The organism is Paenibacillus sp. FSL H8-0175, from assembly GCF_045040615.1.
Lineage (GTDB): Bacteria > Bacillota > Bacilli > Paenibacillales > Paenibacillaceae > Paenibacillus_AQ > Paenibacillus_AQ odorifer.
On the sequence record NZ_CP150299.1, the window covers coordinates 4,111,188 to 4,131,822 of the forward strand.

The 20,635-nt window shown below is 44.6% G+C and carries 16 protein-coding genes; 4 read left to right on the forward strand and 12 right to left on the reverse strand.

Annotation, left to right across the window (positions count from 1 at the left end; translation table 11 throughout):
• Positions 1-59 precede the first annotated feature (59 nt).
• Both MHH46_RS18245 and MHH46_RS18250 read right to left on the reverse strand, forming a co-directional pair.
• On the reverse strand, positions 60-449 hold the full coding sequence (locus MHH46_RS18245) for a hypothetical protein (protein WP_076133856.1): 390 nt from the start codon (positions 447-449) through the stop codon (positions 60-62).
• A 131-nt stretch (positions 450-580) separates the two neighbouring features.
• Complete coding sequence (locus tag MHH46_RS18250) at positions 581-2,326, reverse strand: beta-galactosidase family protein (protein ID WP_076194919.1); 1,746 nt, start codon at positions 2,324-2,326, stop codon at positions 581-583.
• Between the two features lie 154 nt (positions 2,327-2,480).
• Between MHH46_RS18250 and MHH46_RS18255 the strand changes: the two genes are divergently transcribed.
• On the forward strand, positions 2,481-3,935 hold the full coding sequence (locus MHH46_RS18255) for a sulfatase (protein ID WP_076194916.1): 1,455 nt from the start codon (positions 2,481-2,483) through the stop codon (positions 3,933-3,935).
• Between the two features lie 72 nt (positions 3,936-4,007).
• On the opposite strand, the gene MHH46_RS18260 is transcribed toward MHH46_RS18255, so the two are convergent.
• The 5 genes from MHH46_RS18260 to MHH46_RS18280 form a co-directional block, all read right to left on the reverse strand.
• The gene (locus MHH46_RS18260; RefSeq protein WP_076194913.1) at positions 4,008-5,507 is read right to left on the reverse strand and encodes an arylsulfatase; all 1,500 of its coding nucleotides are present in this window, start codon (positions 5,505-5,507) and stop codon (positions 4,008-4,010) included.
• Between the two features lie 15 nt (positions 5,508-5,522).
• Positions 5,523-7,418 (reverse strand): family 20 glycosylhydrolase, encoded by a 1,896-nt coding sequence (locus tag MHH46_RS18265; protein WP_076194910.1) that lies wholly within the window; start codon positions 7,416-7,418, stop codon positions 5,523-5,525.
• A 121-nt stretch (positions 7,419-7,539) separates the two neighbouring features.
• A complete protein-coding gene (locus tag MHH46_RS18270; RefSeq protein WP_076194908.1) occupies positions 7,540-9,171 on the reverse strand; it encodes an extracellular solute-binding protein in 1,632 nt (543 codons plus the stop codon).
• Positions 9,172-9,228: 57 nt separating this feature from the next.
• Entirely contained in the window at positions 9,229-10,005 is a 777-nt protein-coding gene (locus tag MHH46_RS18275) for a carbohydrate ABC transporter permease (protein WP_256717819.1), read from the reverse strand.
• A gap of 148 nt (positions 10,006-10,153) precedes the next feature.
• Positions 10,154-11,122, reverse strand: coding sequence for a sugar ABC transporter permease (locus MHH46_RS18280; RefSeq protein ID WP_076194905.1), 969 nt, complete (start codon positions 11,120-11,122; stop codon positions 10,154-10,156).
• Positions 11,123-11,371: 249 nt separating this feature from the next.
• Here MHH46_RS18280 and MHH46_RS18285 point away from each other — a divergent pair, with 249 nt between their 5' ends.
• On the forward strand, positions 11,372-12,811 hold the full coding sequence (locus MHH46_RS18285) for a response regulator (protein ID WP_076194902.1): 1,440 nt from the start codon (positions 11,372-11,374) through the stop codon (positions 12,809-12,811).
• On the forward strand, positions 12,798-14,576 hold the full coding sequence (locus tag MHH46_RS18290) for a sensor histidine kinase (RefSeq protein ID WP_076182360.1): 1,779 nt from the start codon (positions 12,798-12,800) through the stop codon (positions 14,574-14,576). Before MHH46_RS18285 ends, MHH46_RS18290 begins: the two co-directional genes overlap by 14 nt.
• An 81-nt stretch (positions 14,577-14,657) precedes the next feature.
• On the opposite strand, the gene MHH46_RS18295 is transcribed toward MHH46_RS18290, so the two are convergent.
• The 5 genes from MHH46_RS18295 to MHH46_RS18315 all read right to left on the reverse strand — a co-directional run bounded on the left by MHH46_RS18295 (position 14,658) and on the right by MHH46_RS18315 (position 19,246).
• Complete coding sequence (locus MHH46_RS18295; RefSeq protein ID WP_076194900.1) at positions 14,658-16,046, reverse strand: sulfatase; 1,389 nt, start codon at positions 16,044-16,046, stop codon at positions 14,658-14,660.
• A gap of 106 nt (positions 16,047-16,152) precedes the next feature.
• On the reverse strand, positions 16,153-16,986 hold the full coding sequence (locus MHH46_RS18300) for a helix-turn-helix domain-containing protein (RefSeq protein ID WP_076194898.1): 834 nt from the start codon (positions 16,984-16,986) through the stop codon (positions 16,153-16,155).
• 39 nt (positions 16,987-17,025) lie between these two features.
• Complete coding sequence (locus MHH46_RS18305) at positions 17,026-18,003, reverse strand: formylglycine-generating enzyme family protein (RefSeq protein WP_076194896.1); 978 nt, start codon at positions 18,001-18,003, stop codon at positions 17,026-17,028.
• Between the two features lie 35 nt (positions 18,004-18,038).
• Entirely contained in the window at positions 18,039-18,572 is a 534-nt protein-coding gene (locus tag MHH46_RS18310) for a chromate transporter (RefSeq protein WP_076129733.1), read from the reverse strand.
• An 11-nt stretch (positions 18,573-18,583) separates the two neighbouring features.
• Positions 18,584-19,246: a chromate transporter gene (locus tag MHH46_RS18315; RefSeq protein ID WP_256717256.1), complete on the reverse strand. Its 663-nt coding sequence runs from the start codon at positions 19,244-19,246 to the stop codon at positions 18,584-18,586.
• A 186-nt stretch (positions 19,247-19,432) separates the two neighbouring features.
• On the opposite strand from MHH46_RS18315, the gene MHH46_RS18320 reads away from it, so the two are divergent.
• Positions 19,433-20,632: an ROK family protein gene (locus MHH46_RS18320; RefSeq protein ID WP_076194894.1), complete on the forward strand. Its 1,200-nt coding sequence runs from the start codon at positions 19,433-19,435 to the stop codon at positions 20,630-20,632.
• The last annotated feature ends 3 nt before the right edge of the window (positions 20,633-20,635 follow it).

Here is a 20,635-nt window from a genome sequence, read left to right on the forward strand (position 1 = left end):
CACTACTTCATTAACAACTAGGAGAGCAACCAGCTGTCTACACTCTAAATCATTTTGCTTCAAGGAAAAATAATATCGCCTTCGTTGCTGCTTACATCAAAAAATCCTACTTTGTGTTTTATAGCCAACTCCCGCATCGCCGTATAAGCTTCCTCAGCTACAGAATAAGCGAAAGCCGCATAGATGACGGATGAGCCAAGCGAGTAGTCAGTCAACCGGTTATCCGTTCCGGCTTCCTCCATCGCTTCAAAAATCTCGTCCTCTACATTCATATTAGGAAATTGCTCAGACAACTCACTATAAAAGCGTTGCAACGCCTCCGATAAAACTGATGGATCATTATAGGCATGGTCTTCCGACCACTGCACTTGCTGTTCATACCACTCCATAAACGCTGCTCTCTCTTGCGGTGCTTTAGACGTCTCGAATGCCATCAAATCATAGCTCATTTAAAATCCTCCTCTAACCCACCCTAATCGTGCATTTTCAGTTCCTATAAATTGTTGGGCTGTTTTGATTATATATTAAAAATCATCAGACCCATACTATAGAATCATGATACTTCCTCACCCGTTAAATATCATGTGAGCTCCGGTGTATCCACAAAAGTAACCACTGGCTCCATTACGCCATGTAGTTCGAATAAGATTAGCTCGTTATCACCTTGACGCAGAAGCGGCGCTGGTAAGTACAGTGTTTTAGTTGGACCCTTCTCCCAGTAGCGCCCTAAATTAAAGCCGTTTATAAAAACCTGACCTTTACTCCATCCATCCAGCTGCAAAAAAGTATCCTCAGGCTTACTGACTTGAAAGCTCCCCCGGTAAAAAGTGGGCTGCTGACGTTGCTCGCAATCTATCGGTGTGAATGATAATCCCTTAAGATGGGTTAAAGGCAAAGAACGAATCGTCCAATCATGCAGGAATTGATAGCCGAGTCTAACGCCACAGGTTATGCCTTTTGGATCACGAAGCAGCGGGCCATAATTTACACGCCCCATATTCTCCACAAGGATGTCGATCTGCAGTCCCTCCGTTGGAACCTCTAATGGAATTCCTCGCGGATCCCAGCGTTCAACTGTACCGACAAAGGCCCCATTCGCGAATACAAGCGCACGATCACGTACTTCTTGAAGGACGAGCTCCGTACTGCTGCGGGGTCCACTGATCTTCGTCGAATACAAAATGAACCCATAATTCTGATTCAGTTTCTCCATTGGCTCGGGACATGCTCTATGTACTGGGTGAGACAAAACGTCTAACTGAGTGAACAGTGGTGCTGCTTCTGTCATCAACACTTTACCATAAGCTTGTGACTTTATTAACGGCGGTAATTCCAGGGGCGGCAACGTTACGTATTTCTCAATTATTGTTCGAGCTGCATAGAATTTTGCAGTTGGCTTACCGGATTCGTCCAGCAGCGTATCATAATCGTAGCTGGTTACGATGGGCTCATATTTGTCAAAAAGATTTGCCCCATTCATAAATCCAAAATTCGTCCCCCCATGGAACATATAGAAGTTAACAGAGGCTCCTAAAGCCAGCATTTCATCCAAAGTCTCCGCTACTTCAGATTCGGGGCGTGTATTATGCGGTTTCATCCAGTGGTCAAACCATCCATTCCAGAATTCCATACACATCAACGGTCCCGTAGGCTGATATTCACGTAGTTTAGCAAAGGCTTCCTTTGCCCGTGAACCGAAATTCACCGTGGCGAACACTCCGTCAATCATGCCCCCTTGGAGCATATGATCTTCAGCTCCATCTGAAGTAAACAGCAGAACGTCCATGCCGCGGGCGATCATTCCTGCTTTTAGATCATTCAGGTAAGTTTTATCACTACCAAAGCTTCCATATTCGTTCTCTACCTGAAGAGCAAGCACAGGACCACCGTTAGTGCTTAACAAAGGCCGCAGACGTGGAAGCAACTCATCGAAATAGGCATCCAACTTAGATAAATAGACGTTATCATTACAACGCAGCTGTATGTTATTGTCCGCAAGTAACCAAGCTGGCAATCCACCGAATTCCCATTCCGCACAAATATAAGGACTTGGCCGCAAAATCACGTGCAAACCAAGCTCTCCAGCAAGTCTAACGAAAGCCTCGATGTCAGCAAATCCAGCAAAATTGAAGCTCCCCTCCTCTGGTTCATGTAAATTCCAAGGAATATAGGTTTCAACAGTATTCAATCCACAAGCCTTCAGCTTCAGCAAACGATCCTGCCAATATTCCGGAACGATCCGGAAATAATGAAGCGCACCAGAAAGCAACCGGATGGGTTGTTCGTCTAATGTAAAATGATCCCCTGATATGGATAACTTCCGCATATAATTTCTCCTCCAACATTGAGATAGACTATTTAATTATAGGTAATAAAAATATCAACCCATATGGACGATTCTAATGAAATATATGGAGAATTCATTGGTTGCTAGAGGCTTTTGTGATGCTATACACTATATTCATAGGGGGTTGTTACGGATGTCAAAAAGAACTCATATTTGGTTAATTACCACAGATCAAATGCGTGCGGACGCACTAGGTATCGAAAACGCTTCCGTACTGACACCTGAGCTTGACAAGCTTGCTTCGGAAGGCACACTCTTCACTGGTGCTTACTGCGCTAGTCCTGTTTGCACGCCTTCACGTTCTTCCATTTTTACAGGCAGGTATCCGCATGTTCACGGTGCCTGGAACATCGGTACCACACTCAGAGAAGATGAACTTACCTTATGCGATCATTTAAAGAAAGCGGATTATAAAACCATCGGTATAGGAAAGATGCATTTCCGCCCTCAGATGAAGGGGGACTTTTCACAAGAATATGAAGAGCCTGCTTATCGTGACCGCGGAAGAGCTTCCGATGGAACGTACTACGGATTTGATGAACATCATATTACGGAAGATAATTGTATCGGGGAATATATGGAGTGGCTTAGAGTGCGCAACCCTGAAGCGGCAGAACGTTTCAGCAAGGACCGTTACAGAGCTTCTAATGCTCAAAACGATGTGTGGGAGAGCGAAATCCCTCCAGAGCTACACCAGTCATACTGGATTGCTGAACGGAGCATCGATGTGATCCTCTCTCACAAAACCGAACAACCGCTATTTTTATGGACCAGTTTCGTCGATCCACATCACCCCTTTGACCCTCCAAAAGCTTACGCGGATATGTACGCTGACACTGACATTCCATCTCCAGCCAGCGAAGCAGACGACGTGCATCTTCGTCCTCCACATCTGCTGCGTCAGAGTCAGGGAGGATATTGGCCTGGTGGCGGTGAGGAGCATTCTCTTGATGAAGCGCATATGAAACGGCTCACCCGAAATTATTATGCGATGATTACCTTCATTGACGAGCAGATCGGACGTATTATAAAAGCTTGGCGTCAAAAAGATATGTACGATGATGTAGTCATCCTCTTCACCAGCGACCACGGAGAACTGCTCGGTGACCATGGGCTGATTTACAAAGGGCCGTGGTTTTATGAAGGGTTAACACGAATCCCGATGATCGTACGCGGTCCTGGGATTGCTTCCGGGCAACGGGTCCCTGCTTTGATGGAACATGTTGATATTGTCCCCACACTGCTTGCAGCCGCAGGTCTCAAAACTCCCTACGGAATTCAAGGTGTGTCACAGATGGAGGTGCTGGCTGGAAGAGAGTCCCATGTGCGCAATTCTGCCCTAACCGCTTATATTGCTCATGATCGCGGCATTAACGCTAAGTGTTTGCGTACAACACGCTATAAGCTGGTGATCTTCGCAGGTGAGACCTACGGTGAATTGTATGATTTGAAAGAGGATCCTCATGAGAACTCCAATCGTTTTGAAGATCCCGATTATAGTGATATTCGCCATTCGATGATTGAATTGCTCGTCCATCGAATGATTCAAGATCAGGACCCTTTGCCTGAACGCCGGAGTAGCTGGTAAATTCACTAACCTTTCTTTCTATCCTTAACAGACTTAGGGCAACCTGAAAGTTCAGGTTGCCCTAAGTTATGATTATTCCCCCAATTGGGATGCCTTTAGAATATGAGAAATTGGGCGTCCGGCAATCCATTCGCCGTTGTTTACAAACCCTTCCTCTCGTCCCTCCAGCTCGTGAATAAGACGCTCTCTCCATTCTTTTATGCGCTCGAATTTATCAATACAGCCTATCGCATTAATCTTCTCTGAGGGGTCTGCCGCTAAATCAAAATACTGCTCTTCCCCTGTCTGAGAATACCAAATAAATTTCTCTCTTCCATCCGTTAAGAAGTGGTGGGACTTTTCTCCATAGGCTTGTTCCCCATGAATATAAGATCGCCACAATGTCTGATCTCCCCTGCACAGCGGCAACACACTTTGCCCTTCTACTGTAAATGGTATTTGGACGCCAGCAGCTTCAAGAAATGTGGGCATAATATCGCGAAGCTCTACAATGGAATCAAGCCGGGAGCCGGCAAGAAGTCCAAGCGTTTCTCCCGGATCAAACACTATGAAAGGAATCTTAGCACTTCCTTCATAAGGAAGAGATTTCCGGAAGTAATGGTGATCCCCCATCATTTCACCATGATCAGAAGTAAATAGAATCAAAGTTTCATTTAAAACTCCATACTCCTGCAGCCCATTGATCAACCTCCCAATTTGGTCGTCAAGATGCGTAATTAGCGCGTAATACGCGGCACGGGCACGATCCAATCTGCGCTTTGGCAAATTAGTGAACGAAGAAGTTGGATCCTTAGCTGCGTTTAAGGCAGCACTCTCGTCCACCCAATCTCCGATTGGAGGATCAGGAAATTCCAAGTCCTTGTACATATCTAGATAACATTGTGGCGGATCCAAGGGGGAATGCGGGCGAACGAAGGAAGACCATAGGAAAAATGGTTTCCCAGGGTCTCTTCTTCGCAAAAAGTCTAGCGACTCGGTTACGCACCAATTCGTTGGATGCATCGCTTCCGGCAAGTGCCAGGGGCGGGCAACCGTTGAGGCGTTGCAATCGAGGCCTAAGTCAGTGATATCCGAATTGGTATCAGTTTGTCTTCGCAGCCACTGCAAATAATCGTCCACTTGATCATAGTGTTCATCATGGAACGTTTGGTTCTTATCCCGATTGTAGTGAAGATATCCATCATGAAGCACCACATTATGGAATCCACATAGATTACGTGCAGGATACACATGCATCTTGCCAACACACTGCGTATGATAACCAGCTTGAGCAAGCTCGCCGGCAATCGTATGGGCGTAATTCCATTCAACCTTATCCTGATAACCAACCCGGCCATGTGATCTTTGCCCCATTCCTGTCATGATAGCAGCCCTGGCGGGAATACAACTGGGGGTAGCCGAATACGCGTGCTCAAATAAGATCCCCCTTGATGCCAGAGCGTCCAGGTTGGGTGTCTCAACGACGGGATGTCCCATAATGCTCAGGCAATCAAAACGCATCTGATCTACGGTGATAAGCAGAAGGTTAGGCTGCTTTGTACCCTTTTGATTGTCCAGATTAGTATCAATCATAACCTCACCCCCTTCTTAAACCCCAGCGATCACGGATGGTGTTGCAATCGTGTGCCATAAATTCGCACTTATCGCCCTGGGGTTGCCCTCGTCAACAAGGCCGTCGAACGTCAGAAGCTCCTCTTCTAATTCAGCAATCTGTTCCACGTTCCCTTCGACATAGCGATTGATTCGATGAATCGCCGTTCTGATTCTCTGAAGCAATCCTCCCATACGAAGATCAAAGACATCAAGACCAAACACCTTATTTTCCTGCTCCCATTGCACTCGATAGTCGTCCATGAATTGTCTGGCCAAATCAGATAATTGTGGCAAAGTCACCTTGGCAAAGTGAGCCAATTCCTCTAAATCTCCACGATGATAAGCTTCGCGTATAGAAATCCCGATTTCGCTCTTTATTTCGAGCAAGCGACACAAGCTGGCTTGTACAGAGAATAAGGATTGCCAAGGCGAATTGCGAGTGATCGCCTGTTCGAGCTTTTCTGCACTTTGCTGATAATGCTTCGAATACGCGCTAGGAATAACATGTCGATCGAACAAACCACATAAAATATCTTGATAAAGCAAGTATTTAGCCGGATTGATAGAACATCCCCCCGGTGCCGAATTACCCGGAACCAAGTTGGCCGCATCGAGTGCCATAAAGTCATCATAATTGCCTTGCACGCAGCTACTGAATCTTTCTTTGACATGGTTCTCCACGAAACATCTCGTGTAGCAGAGCTCCGCCCAAAGTTGAAGGGTAGGAAGAACCGAGAAAACGGAAGCTTCAGCGCCATTATCTCCCCATGCGGTAATCAACACTTCTTGAATTCCATACTTAACACAGCTATCATGAGCCAGCAGACTGACATGGCGACTGAATTCATTGTTTGGAGCGAAGCCCATCCATTTCCAAGCACCACCTGCAAATCCAATATGATCATTTAGCTGCTTATGTTTGCTTAACATCCCGTCGTATTTCTCCTGCGTTTCCGAATAATAATCCCAGTAGATCAAGGTAACATCTTCAGGAATCAGCTTTACAATATCAGGGCTAATTGGACTTTCAGCATCGTAATATTCTCCGGAACTGGCCAGACGAAAAAACATGTCGCTCCACATCATCGTCTGGAAACCATATTTTCTGGCGATCTCCATAACAGTGCTAAAGTGTTTTAACATTAACGAGGAGCGATCCTGATACCCATGCTTATCCAGGTATTTACCAAGTCCCATCATATGAGCTTCGTCCATCCCGATATTTATGCGGCGACTGCTTACATGAGCCGACATAAAAGCAAACATTCGATCAATTAACTCATAAGTTCTGGGATCATCAATAAGGAGAATATCTTGGAAATCCACAAGCGGTGCATGTGCCTGCCATTTCAACGCTTGGCCGAGATGGGCCAGGGTCTGAATACAAGGAACCAGTTCTATGCCAAATAACGCGGCATACTGATCCAGCTCCCGAATTTGATCTCCTGTATATCGGCCTCGCAAATAGCCGAAATAAGGGTATCCCTCCAGTTCGTAGGTGTCTTCCGTATACAACTGAACCGTTGAATATCCCATAAGCGCTAAACGCCGGATCAATTCCTTGTATCCTTCATAGTTAAGAACCGCATTTCGCGAACAGTCTACCATGAAGCCTAACTGTTCATAAACCGGCCGTTCATTAATTTCAACTCGTTCTCCACGGCGTACGTTCTCAAGAAATCGGCTGAGTGCCCGGAACAATTGATGTTCCTGTTCATACGCAATGGTGACCTGAGCCTCATCGTAAGATATTCGAATGCCCTTCCCTTGCTTCTTACAAATCACTGGTATCCCTGAGCGTTCCATTCGAATACTCAATATTCCCGCTACTTCTGAAACAGCTGCTAACTGTTTCTCGGTTAACCCTGTCAAATGAATGCTAAGGTTCATAGACTTTACCCTCCCAATCTTATAAGTATGCGGTCTGTAGCGCCGCACAGTCTAAGCCATACTTCAAATAATTAAACGGAAGATCCGGGCTACTAGCGCCCGGATCTTCTCTATTCATCCATTATTCAATACCTTGTTCCTTGGCCTTCTCATTTACTTCCTCTATCATTTTATCAAGACCTTTAGCCTTATAATCGTTCACAATGCTATTCCAGTAACTCTCAACGGGTTCTTTGGAAAGCATGATCTTAAGCAAATCATCATGGTCAAGCACAGTAAATTTATCCTTTGTTGGGGTGGACATATAAGTTAACCTAATGTCGTATTCTGGCACCTTTGTATTGTTCTGAATCCAGTCGATGTAATCGACAGCTTCTTCGCGGATTCCTTCATTAGCAATCGTCGGGTTATCCATGTTATAGCTATCTGAAGTTTCATAAGCCACCAAATTCTTCAGAAATCTGCTAGCTGGATACTTCTCATTTAATGAACCCTTTTCAATGACAACCTTCTGCCCATTTTCGAGCTTATAATCTACACCTTCGATGCCATAAGTCAACAGATCCTTGCCTTCAGGAGACAACACATAATCATAGAGTGCCATGATGCGATCCATCTTTTTATCGTCAATCTTATTGCTGAAATAGCTTTCTGACCAGTATGTTTTAAAGATGGCATGTGAGCGTTCACCATCAGGACCGATAAGCGGCTTGAGCGCCTTCACGCTCTCCGTCATATCCTTATCCGGATAAGCTGTTTTCCAGCGTTTTTCATACATATCGCTATTTAAATTTATGAAACCTCCACCGCTTAGAAGAGCAGCTGCTTTGCCTGCTACGAAATTGTCATAGGACTCTGCTGGTTTGACGAGCGCGATGTCTGGATCGATCAATCCTTTTTCGTACATATTCTTCATGTTTTGCAGCGCTGGCAGCGCATTTTTAGAGAATACAGCAGGGATAAACTTTCCATCCTCTTTGATCCATTTAAAATCACTGCCGCTTCCATCACTAGTAGCAACCGGGTTGCCATACAACCAGAAGAATCCGCCCAGCATCTTGGTAGTTGTCGTCGTAAGGCCAGTAACATGCTTGCCTTCCGGATCCGACTTTACGATTGCATCAAGCATGGCTTCAAACTCTTCCCATGTCTCTGGCTCTTTGGTGATCCCGGCCTTTTGAGCAAGATCCCAACGATAGAAGACCATACGATCCAGTGCGCTCCAATCAACACTCGGGAACATCCGGCGAGGCACAGTATAATACTTTCCATCTACTCCTAATCCTTTAATATCTGGCGATTCGAAGTATTTTGCAAGGTTTGGATACTTTGAAAGATCCGGGAGCGCTTTGACAACGCCTTGATTTACCCATTTGCGCTGATATTGCGTGCCGACGGCGTCGATCGCGAAAATGTCTGGCAATTGGCCGGAAGCGGCCCACATTTGAATCTTCTGGGTATAGTCATCCCAAGACAAATTGACAGGTTTTAGTGTGATGTTGAATTTCTCCAATACTTGTTTAGCGATCGGGTCCTTTTCGATGTTAGCAATCTCGGCATCCGCATCCCAAAACCCAAGAGAAATGGTCATTGGATCCTTGTAAGGATTATCCGTGGAGTTAGAAGAATTCGGAGATGTTTCACCGTTTGAACCAGCCTGCCCTTTGCCGTTATTGCCTCCACCGCAAGCCGTGAGTACTGAAGCCAACAAAGTTATACATAATGCCAATGTCATTATTTTCTTTCTATGCATGCTTGAAACCTCCCTTTATCCTATTTTAGGATAGAATCAATCTATTTAAAATCTTTCTTATCCTTTTATTGAACCCACCATAATCCCTTTATTAAAATGCTTCTGCAGGAACGGATAAACAACAATAATCGGAATACTCGAAACTACAATCGCTGCCATTTGAAGTGCAGGTGTGTAGACCTTCCCCGTCTGCTCCTGCTCGGCCATCGTTTGTGCCATTTGGCTTAGCAAGGAATTCGAAGTAATGAGTGTCTCCCGCAGATAAATCTGAAGTGGTGCTTTTGCAGCGTCACTGATAAAAATCAGCGCATACCACCATTCATTCCATCTTTCCACAGCATAGAACAAAGCAAAAGTCGCCATGAATGGAGCAGAGATCGGAATAATGATTTTGAAAAGAATGTACAGATCATTCGCCCCGTCCAGCTTAGCCGATTCTTCCAAGCTTTCTGGAATGGTATTGAAATAGTTTTTCATAATGATTAGATAAAACGTATTGAGACCCGCGGGGATGATCATGACGAGTATATTGTTTACGAATCCTAGATCCTTAACGACTAAGTAAAAAGGAATTAAACCGCCATTGAAAAACATAGTGAACAAGATCAAGCTGAGCATTATGTTTCTGCCGGGCATACCCCGCTTGGATAATGCGTAAGCTCCCGCCACAGAGATTGTCATACTGAACAACACGCCAACCACAGTTACGATGACAGAATTAAAGATGGAAGTCCAAAACTTCATATCCTGAAGCAAAAGCTTGTAAGCGGACAGGTCAAACGAAAGCGGAAAAATATAAAAGTCACTTTTACTAATCGCTTCGAACTTTGCCACAGAGATAATAAGAACATTATAGAAAGGAAAAAATGTTACTATTGCTAGGAGCCCCAGAACCACGAATGCGACGATATCGAAGACACTCCACTTTTTTCTCTTTTTAACCGTTGTGTCGGTCACTTGCTTCTCCCCTTTTTCCTGCAGATTAATACAGCCCTTCCTCGCCCATCTTCTTAGCGAACGTATTGGCCGCCCATAAAAGGATTAGGCTGATAATGGACTTGACGACACCCACGGCGGTCATATATCCAAAGTCTCCTCCAATCGTGAAGGAAGTCCGATAAATGTAAGTATCGATCGTGTCGGCAACCGAATATACCGGCGAACTATACAGGTTGAAAATTTGCTCAAAGCTCGAACCTTGGGTTAGTAGTTGTCCAACTTGAAGGATTAACAGAACTGCGACTGTACTCTTCAAACCCGGCCATGCGATGTTTAGCAAACGGCGAAACCGGTTCGCTCCGTCCACTTCAGCCGCTTCAAACAGCTCAGGATTGATCCCTGCCAGAGCCGCCAGGTAAATGATTGAATCCCAACCGATCTCTCGCCACACATGCGTGATATACAGAACGGGTCTGAATGCACTTTCATCGACAAGAGGAGAATTCGGATCTCCACCAAACAGCATGATGATCTGGTTATAAATCCCGTCCTTGCTTAAAATATTGATAATAATCCCCGACAGTACAACCCACGATATAAAATGCGGGAACGTCAGGATCGTCTGAAAAAACCGCTTCATTTTTGTCCTGGAAAACTCATATAAAACAATCGCCAGGATAATGGGCATCGGGAAATGAGTGACCAGCTTCATCAAGCTGATAATGACCGTATTCCAAAACGCCTTGCGAAAATCGGGGTCGGTCAGCAGTGTTTGAAAATTCTCCAAGCCAACCCAAGGACTTCCCAGAATCCCCTCACTGTAATTAAATGTTTTGAATGCTAGCGTTACACCGTACATGGGAGCATAGCTGAAGAGGGCATACCAGATTAACACCGGTAGAACCATGAGGTAAAAATACTTGTACTGTAAAATCGTTTTTCCTAAACTTTGCTTTGGAGCACGAGTTTTTAAGTTTCGTTTAGGCGTACGAGCGGTTACAGAATCAGCCAATCTTCTCCCCACCTTTCTGTATGAGTTTGTTATGCTTGTAAGCGATTTATATGGTAAATTATATCGGGAGTGTAAATTCTCTTGTATAGAGAATACAACTCCGATCATGTGGATTTTTCACACCTTTGCGGGAGACCTTCCTGTGGCACGTAATATCGGACATAGTGAGCGTAAGATCGTCCATACCCCCCTTGGTCCACAATCGCTAGGATAAATCTAAGAGCTCTATAAAGAGAGGGGGATTCACTTATGCGTTCAGTAATTATTGCAGATGATGAGAAGTGGATTGTAGAAGGAATTAAAGCAGGAGTGAATTGGAAGAAATACGGCTTTGAAGTGATCGACGATGCCGAAAATGGGCAAGAAGCCCTTCAATTAATTCAATCGCTTCGCCCCACCCTTGTTCTAACAGATATCAAGATGCCTGTTATGAATGGACTAGAGCTCATTCAACGTGGCAAGGCCATCGCGCCGGATACGATCTTTATCGTACTCAGCGGACATGCCGAGTTCGCTTATGCACAAAAAGCAATGAATTATGGTACTTTCGGATATTGTCTCAAACCCTTTGAAATCGAAGAAATTGAAGGAATGCTCAACCGAATAGCCCAGCAACACGATTCCAAGACAGTTAAAGAACAACCTATCCACGACTTCGAACTTTATGAAGCGGTTTGTTCCGGAGATCTTGAACGAATTAACTTATGGTTGGATGAGAAGAAAATACCCTTGTCGAAAGATACCCCTCATATCCCCATTGTTATCCAAGGGTTAAGTTCACCTGTAGATGTCAGGCAGTTCTCTTCCCTGGTCTTCCCAATGAGCCGCCGTCGGTATGGTTACTTATTGGAAGAGTGCCAATACGAAGTCTTCCTCCAGGGTCTTAAACAAACAGAAGTTGTACAAGAGTGCGGAGTCGGGATCGGTCCTCCTATTTCGGATATACACCAATTGGATGCGTCTTTAGAGTCCGCCTCTCATGCTGCTTTCAGTATGTTCACAACGGGGATGCCCGGATGTTACCGGGTGAATCCACAACAGGAAATACCGATCGATGAGAAGCTCAAAGAGATATCCCGGATTCTTCATAATAAAGACCGGCTCGGTTTCATAGCAGCCATGGAATCGATAAAGAAATTATTCAAAGAGGGAACGTTCACCATTAAAGAAGCCTATTTGCTCTATACATCGATCCTCTACTTATTTCCTCGGGAAGGAACTCGGGTTAGCGGCCGTTTTTTTGAAGGATATGAACAGCTCTATTATCGGTACGGCACGGCTGAAGCTATGATCGATGATCTGATTCTTATGACACTTGATATTTTTATGAACAGAAACGAATCTGATATTTCACGAATCTCAAACCACAAAGTCAAAGAAATCATGTTATACATCCGCAACCATTTCAATCAAGAAATTTCGATCCAGCAATTAGCCAATCAGTTTTTTTTAAGCCCAAATTACTTATGCCAATTATTCAAAAAAGAGGTCGGCGAGACCATCATCGAACATATCAGTCGTTTACGAATTGAATACGCTTGTAAAATGCTGATCGAAACCAACCTTTCCATTTACCAAATCGGTGAGAAATGCGGTTTTCAGGATTATTTCTATTTCACACGAATTTTTAAGCGGCATCTCAAAATGACACCTACACAATATAGGGAACTAAACAATGAAGACATTTAAGAGACTATCCATCCGTACTCAGGTTTTGCTATTCGGGTTATTTATTGTTGCCATTATCCCAATCATCGTTTCACGAGTCTACCAACTATCAAGCGAGACTATCATTAATCAAAATACGCAATACAATACGGAGCTGGTCTCCCTCCTCAAACAACGGATTTCTGACAACTATGCCAACGTCTCTTCCATGATGATGAATGTGGGTTACGATTCGACCGTCCAAAAGTTCCTAGTCGAGAATGATAAGCTTCGAGTCTACGATCTATCCCAAAAAGTTGAAGGATTGTTGAGCATCGCCCGAAATATGAACACGGATATCTTAGATATTATTGTTATCGGTAGCTCAAACACACGTATTTCCTTAGCAGGAAGAACAAAATATGCTATCGATCTTATGAAAACAGCTGAGGAGGATGGAATCGTTCATTATCGCGGATACAGTCCTCCAGACAAAGTCATCGACAAGAGAAAACTGCTTTTCGGGATGAACATCTTCGCTTCAGGTGACACGTCCCTATATGGTGAAAAAATTGGCTATCTCGCAGTTATTGTAGATATGAAAGCCATTCAAACTGAAATTTCTGAGTATCCCCGATTGGTCGGAACCAGCTTTTTTATGATGGATGATAAAGGCATGATCTACTCTAATAGCAATGAGCCGGAGGATATGCTCCAGCAGTTTCAAACTCGGGCAACTGGAAGGGATGGAGAGTCCATCGTCGAGACGGTTCATGGAAAGAAATATGCAATTCAGTCCTTTAGCTTACCGGAGATCTCTGGAAAAATCATAACTGCTGTTCCTGTCCATAATTTAATGAAAGAACTGGAGAAATTGAAGAAAGTCAGCTATGCTCTTCTAGCCTTAATCTTGCTGGTCGTCTCTATTCCCTATTCTGTACTTATGATGAATCTCTTAAGACCGTTGTCTAGGCTTATGCGCTATATGAATCAATTAAAGGGTGGAAGTCTGGGGATATTGAACAACAAGGTCGATTTAAAGGGCTATGCTGAGATTGAAATCATCTCTCGACAGTTCAACGATATGACCACACGGATCCACGATTTGACGGACCAATTAATAGATGCTTCAACTCAACTTTATCTGACCGATCTGGAAAAGCAGCGGGCGGAATATTCGTATTTACAAAGTCAAATTAATCCGCATTTCTTAAGCAATACTTTAGATACAATCAAGGGCGTTGCGATCGTAAAAGGAAATCGGGATATCTTCGAGATGACTACCGCCTTAAGCACAATGCTCAAGTACAGCATCAAAGGCAAAGAGGAGGTAACTCTTGAGGAAGAGCTGAAAATCGCGGAATCTTGTGTGAGGATTTACCAAGGCCGTTTCCCGGACAAATTTACTTACAAGCTGTTGTGTCCACAGGAATGGTTACACATTCCCGTGCCTAAAATGATCCTTCAACCTATTGTTGAAAATGCGCTTGGTCATGGGCTTGAGGCACAAGGACAAGGAATTCTGCTGATCTCCGTAGAGAAAAACGAAGCGGGGCTGCTTGAAATCGTGGTTGAAGATAATGGTGTAGGTATCGATACAACAAGACTGGAACAACTTACGGAGTTGCTGGCTGGTAAGAATATAGAATCAGGAGATCATATCGGTCTCCTAAATGTCAATAATCGTCTAAATCTTAAGTATGGCGATCCTTGCGGCGTTCTGCTGTACAGTAAGGAGGGTAGCGGGACGAAGACCGTTTTGAGGCTTCCCGGATCTTTAATAGATCCACAAAAAGCGAGAACATAAATAGGGAGGTTGCCCATTCAGGGCAACCTCCCTTTCATATGTCTTTCATTCGCCGCATTTATTAGGATATTATTAAGCATCCTATAAGGATGAGCTCAGATACTCTTTGGCATGGTAGGGTCCACCTTCCATAAGTACCGTCCATAATGGATCGATATCACAATCCATGGAGCCCATCATATGATCATGCCATTCATTCAACAGATAGACAGCCTCCATACAAACGTCTTTACGTACTTCGGCAAGATTATGTTGTTCATAAGGATCATGCTTCAAATCAAACAGCATTTCTTGCGGGAATCCATGGTGTCCGTCATGATAGGTACGTATATATAACCAATCCGCAAATCGGACGCTGCGTTGACACACATGCGCGCATTGTGAGATTACGAGATACTCACGCCCTCCCAAATTCCCCTCCAGAATGGCACCTGCATAACTTTCACCATCCCAAGAAGCAGCCCCTTTCAAATTCAAAAGGCTTGCTAATGTAGGTCCTAGATCAAGGTGATAATGTAGCCCCTCCTCCACAATTCCCTTCTTGCCCCCTGGCCAGCGAACAATCATCGGAATACGGCAAGTCGCCTCGTCTGCTGTGCCATGTTCGGAGTAAATTCCTAGTTCACCCAGACTCTCTCCATGATCCGCAGAGATCAAGATAGCCGTATCTTCCATCACGCCAAGTTCTCTCAGCTTAGAAAAAACTTTCCCGAGATGCTCGTCCAGATACTTAACTCCAGCATCATAGTTGTCAAAGATAACACGCAGGTCATCACGGTTCTCTATCTCCTGCTGATGCCTGAAATGCTGCTGATAATGCGATTTCGCGAGCGCATTCATATCTTCAATACTATGCTGCCCCTTCTTATTTCGGTGAAGCTCAAACACGTCTTCCTTGATCCAATCGGGTAAAGGCTCCTTCTCGAACGGATTACCGTAGCTCTCGGGTGTACGATAAGGTGTATGCGGATCCCAGAAATTCAGGTGCAGAAACCAATTTTCGGACTCCCCGTTATCCTCAATCCATTTAAGTGCCACTGGAAGCACCTGCTCTGCCGTCTCATGCCCTCGGCCACCAACATTAAACACTTCTTGGAACCCGGCGTTAAAGGTCCACGCCGAGTGTCGTTCGGAGAAGGTGCTGATCGATGCGGTTTTCATCGCCGCTTGCCTTAATATAGCCGGAAGGCTCTCCATCCCCAGACGGTCATTGAATTCACGGTTGGCTCCTTCTCTACGCATATCAGCAGCGGTTCCGCCATGCCCTACAATCCCATTATGAATGCCAAATCGCCCCGACATTAAAGCGGAACGAGACGGCAGGCAAGGAGCATCTGAACAATAGTAGTTGGTAAAGGTGACACCTTCTTTAGCGATTGAATCGATATTCGGGGAGGTATTCCGATGATAGCCATAACATCCCAGATGGTCCGGGCGAAGCGAATCCAAATCCAAATACAAGATTCTCATGAGTTATTCCCTGCCTTTCCTTTTCATCGAAATGGTTACGCTCGATTCGGGGAGCTTAGAATGATCTGCTCATGCTTATAAGAGTAAATGAATATGGAAAACTCCGCTATGGAGCAGCGATGTTTGTTTTTGTAAATTCGATACTTTTCCGGTACTCTGCCGGCCCCTTGCCGTATTCGCCACGAAATACCTTGCTGAAGTGTGAAGCATCATAATAACCACATCTCTGGGAGATATGCTCGATTGTATAATCCGTATATTCCAGCATTTGTTTAGCTTGCTGCAGCCGCAATTTTCGCAGCATTTGCATGGGTGTCAGTTTATATATTTTCTGAAATGTCCGGCTAAAATAAACAGGATTCATATGATAGAGCTTGGAAAGCTCCTCTCTACTAATCTCCTGATCAAGCCTCTCCTCCATATATTGCAACGCTTCGTTAAAGCGGTCCGTGATAAAGGGATCTCGTGAAGAGCGGCGACCGCCAAGCTTGGTACTCTCCATAATTTCATAAAGAAGAAAAAATGCCAATGAACCGACCTGAACATTCCTGAAATCATCTTCCTCCTGCAACCACAGGCTTCGCAACTCGTCAAACCTTCGCTCATATTCGCTTCGATCCCGGACCCGAATCACCTTGCCTAAAGGGAATAACTTAAAGAAGTCATCTCCGTCTTTAACTTTAGCGTTAATATTAAACAGATAATGTATCCCATCCGTTTTGGAGATCACATTAAAAGGCTCGTTAGGACGGTGGATCATCACGTCTCCGGCAGAAGCAACATATTCTCCTTCGGAGGATGTCGTCAATACCTCACCTTTTTGGATATAAGAGACGGTATAACAAGACTGGACGTAATCGAACAGGATCCGCTTCTGATATTGAATCTTTAGGACGTCCAGCACGCTGATGTCAAACTGACTATGGATGATAGAGGACAAGGAAGTTCCTCCTTCTTATGTAGTAGTCGTAAAAGTGCTCTAACCTGTATAATCAGCCGCACATCGAAAGCCAATATTTCCGGCAGAGCTGTCTGGAGTATTTTTGCTTCTAGCCGCCACCCGATAACGGTTGCAGTAAGATTTATGGCACAAATACGATCCTCCGCGCATTGATCTTGCGACACCACTTGCTGGACCTTTCGGATTCACGGCTTCGGAAGATAAATGATAATCCTTAGTAAACCAATCCGCGCACCATTCCCACACGTTTCCTGACATATTATAAAGACCATAGCCGTTAGGCAGATAGGAACTTACAGGTGCGGTACCTGCAAAACCATCGCTGGCATGATTTTTATCGGGAAACTTTCCCTGCCATATATTACAGCGATGCTCTCCGCCTGGTTTTAATTCGTCCCCCCAAGGATACCGTTTCTGAACCAGTCCTCCTCGTGCGGCATACTCCCACTCCGCTTCCGTAGGCAGACGTTTACCAGCCCAACGACAATATGCATCCGCATCATGCCATGATAGGTGAATAGCCGGATGATCAAGTCGTTCATCTACATGGGAATCCGGACCTTCAGGATGACACCAATCCGCTCCCTCCACCACCCACCACCAGGGGGTTTGAGTGGCTACTTGGGTCACCTTTTTCCCAGTCTCCATGGAAACAAAAGAATGAAACACGTAAGACCATCCAAATCGTTCCGCATCTGTAACATAGTTTGTTTCCTTGATAAAAGCAGCAAACTGCTTGTTCGTAACCGCCGTTGCATCCATCAAAAAGGAAGATAAGGTAACCTTCCTAGTCGGCCCTTCTCCATCTGCAGGGAACCCTTCCTTATCATCCGTCCCCATAAGAAAAGTGCCTCCAGGGATAAGGATCATGTCCGAGAAATCTTTATCCCCTGTTACTCCTTGAACCGTTGTGTTCTCCTTACAAACATCAATAGATTCTTGTTTCGCGACTTGATTTCGACTAGCTGAACAACAAGCCCGTATATTCTCTGACATGATTTACCTCCAATCTGGGATTGTCCCGGCTCTGTCTAAAAAAAAGCTACCCCAAGAATGCCAGAAGCAACGATAATGGTGAGCGGATGCAGCTTATATTTCATTAAACCATAAAGTGCAGCGAATACAATGATCAACATGCCAAGGGTCTGCCAAGTAATAAAAGCATGTTCCACGCTATTTAAGCCAAAACGAATCGCAGCATAGGCAATCAAGCCTGTAATCACTGGCCGCAAACCATAAAATAACGTTTTAATCCATTGACTGTCCCTCACCCGATAAAAGAAGACGGAAATAACGATGATGATTAAAAATGAGGGCAGAACCATGCCTAATGTTGACACAATCGCTCCTTCGATTCCGGCTATACGATATCCGATCAAGGTTGCACTGTTCGTTGCAACAGGCCCGGGTGACATCCCTGCGATGGAAACTACCTCTTGGAATTCCCCTTCGGATAACCACCCCCCAGCCATAGCTTCATGCTGAATCATCGGAATGATGGCGTACCCTCCTCCAAAAGAAAGAAGGCCAATTTTTATAAAAGTGAAAAATAAACTCCAAATCACATCGCTTCCCCCTAGATGTAATACTCCGGATAATTCGATTCTTCATCAGAAGCTTTCAAGGACTCCTTCTCCGTTCGAACTTGGAGCCCTAAGAGCTGTTTAATTTGCAGATATACAAACCCAATACATAAACCAATTGCAATCACGTAAATGGGATTAATTCCGAAAACCAGTAAAACAACCGGTATAACTAACGCCGTAACAGCGGTAGTCTTGTCAATTATAGCGTTCTTGGCCATTCGATATGCAGCTACTAGGATCAAGGCAATAACAGCACCATTTATCCCTTTCATAGCGGCAATGACTTTTGGCTGGTCTGCCAGCTGGGAGTATACGGCGCTAAGCAAACAAACAATGATAAAGGTCGGAATCGTTATCCCTGCGATTGCAGCAAACGCACCCTTCACACCAGCAAGACGATAACCAATGAATGCTGCTGCATTTACACCTACACCCCCAGGTGCAGCACCAGCTAAAGATAGAATTTCATCCATCTCCTCTTCACCCAGCCATTTTCGTTTAGCAGAAATTTCCCGTTCGATCATAGGGATCATCGCATAACCTCCCCCGAAGGTTACAGGACCAATTCGAACAAATACCCAAAACAACTGAAACAGTAGACTTATCCTCAGGTCTGTATTCGGTATCATATTTGTTTTCATAGTTGTTCTCATGGAATCCACCCTTTTATAATCTGTTGTAATTTCATTATATCACTTTTTCCCAAAATGGAATTAAGTTTTTTGAACGGTAAAATACAACCAATGGTTTATGAGTTATACTATATTCATGTTAATAAATACAAACTATATAAAAAACGATCGTACAAGTTCATCCTATATATAGCTTGGAGGTATATCGTGGAAAAGCGCTCGACACACATTCCATCACCAAAAAAACTCCTATACGACCGAATCGCCGAACAAGGCACTGTTTCCAAGTTGGATCTTTTACAGACATTTTCGCTTACCAAAAGCACAATGACCCGGATATTAGATGAGATGACGGAAGAAGGCTTGCTGATAGAAAGCGGATTTGGAGAATCTAGCGGAGGCAGAAGACCTATTTTATACCAGATCAATCCTTCCTACGGTTATATAATCGGTTTAGAGATTTCCAGGGTGTATTCTTCCCTTGGTTTATTTGATATGCAAATGAACCCAAAATCAATTGTTCACTGGCGAATGGATCAGGCATTCACACCTGAAAGATTTATAGATCATATCAGTATTCAAATACGCGCTTTCCTTAGGGACCATCAGTTAGTGGACAGTCAAATCATCGGGATAGGAATAGGGGCTGTGGGGCCACTTGATCGGGAACAAGGCTTGATCCTAAAACCGCTGCACTTCCCTTCTTCAGGCTGGAACAATCTGCCGATTTGCAAACTGGTAGAGGAACGGACGGGGTTCAAGGCATGGTTGGACAACGGTGCCAATTCTGCACTGCTTGGGGAACGATGGTCTATCCGTCACGCAAACATTCAGCATATGCTTTATGTACATGCTGGAGCAGGACTCCGCTATGCGATGATGTCGCATGGAAGTATTGTTCATGGCACAATGGATATGGAAGATGCAATTGGTCAAATGATCATCCAGACAGATGGACCCCGATTAAATCATGACGGGAACTACGGGGCTCTGGAAGCATTCGTATCTGTGCAGGCACTAGAACAAAGTGCGCGCTCAGAGGCGAAAATGGACAACGATCTGATCCTCCAAAGATATAAAGTGGCGCCTGAGAAGCTGACTTATGATGTATTGGTACAAGCCTTTAGAGACGGTAATCCACACGCGCGTGAATTATTTACCCAAGCTGCCAGCCACTTCGGGATCGGACTCGCCAACGTTATCAACCTGTTTCATCCAGAGACCATCATTCTAGGCGGTGCGCTCATTCACTCTCACGAGTTGTTTTTCCAAACAGCGGTGGAGGTGGCACAGAGAAACACTTACCGTTATCCTGAATACCAACCTCACTTCTCCCTAGGTATATTAAAAGAAGAAGCTGTGGTGACGGGTGCGGCAATAATGGCGAGAAATCATATGGTTCTATAACAT

What these genes read in the sequence shown, in the direction of transcription:
- MHH46_RS18295 (WP_076194900.1), bottom strand. Translation starts at nt 16,046, where the DNA reads ATGAGAATCTTGTATTTGGATTTGGATTCGCTTCGCCCGGACCATCTG.
- MHH46_RS18245 (WP_076133856.1), bottom strand. Translation starts at nt 449, where the DNA reads ATGAGCTATGATTTGATGGCATTCGAGACGTCTAAAGCACCGCAAGAG.
- MHH46_RS18285 (WP_076194902.1), top strand. Translation starts at nt 11,372, where the DNA reads ATGCGTTCAGTAATTATTGCAGATGATGAGAAGTGGATTGTAGAAGGA.
- MHH46_RS18255 (WP_076194916.1), top strand. Translation starts at nt 2,481, where the DNA reads ATGTCAAAAAGAACTCATATTTGGTTAATTACCACAGATCAAATGCGT.
- MHH46_RS18270 (WP_076194908.1), bottom strand. Translation starts at nt 9,171, where the DNA reads ATGCATAGAAAGAAAATAATGACATTGGCATTATGTATAACTTTGTTG.
- MHH46_RS18290 (WP_076182360.1), top strand. Translation starts at nt 12,798, where the DNA reads ATGAAGACATTTAAGAGACTATCCATCCGTACTCAGGTTTTGCTATTC.
- MHH46_RS18260 (WP_076194913.1), bottom strand. Translation starts at nt 5,507, where the DNA reads ATGATTGATACTAATCTGGACAATCAAAAGGGTACAAAGCAGCCTAAC.
- MHH46_RS18250 (WP_076194919.1), bottom strand. Translation starts at nt 2,326, where the DNA reads ATGCGGAAGTTATCCATATCAGGGGATCATTTTACATTAGACGAACAA.
- MHH46_RS18265 (WP_076194910.1), bottom strand. Translation starts at nt 7,418, where the DNA reads ATGAACCTTAGCATTCATTTGACAGGGTTAACCGAGAAACAGTTAGCA.
- MHH46_RS18315 (WP_256717256.1), bottom strand. Translation starts at nt 19,246, where the DNA reads ATGAGAACAACTATGAAAACAAATATGATACCGAATACAGACCTGAGG.
- MHH46_RS18305 (WP_076194896.1), bottom strand. Translation starts at nt 18,003, where the DNA reads ATGTCAGAGAATATACGGGCTTGTTGTTCAGCTAGTCGAAATCAAGTC.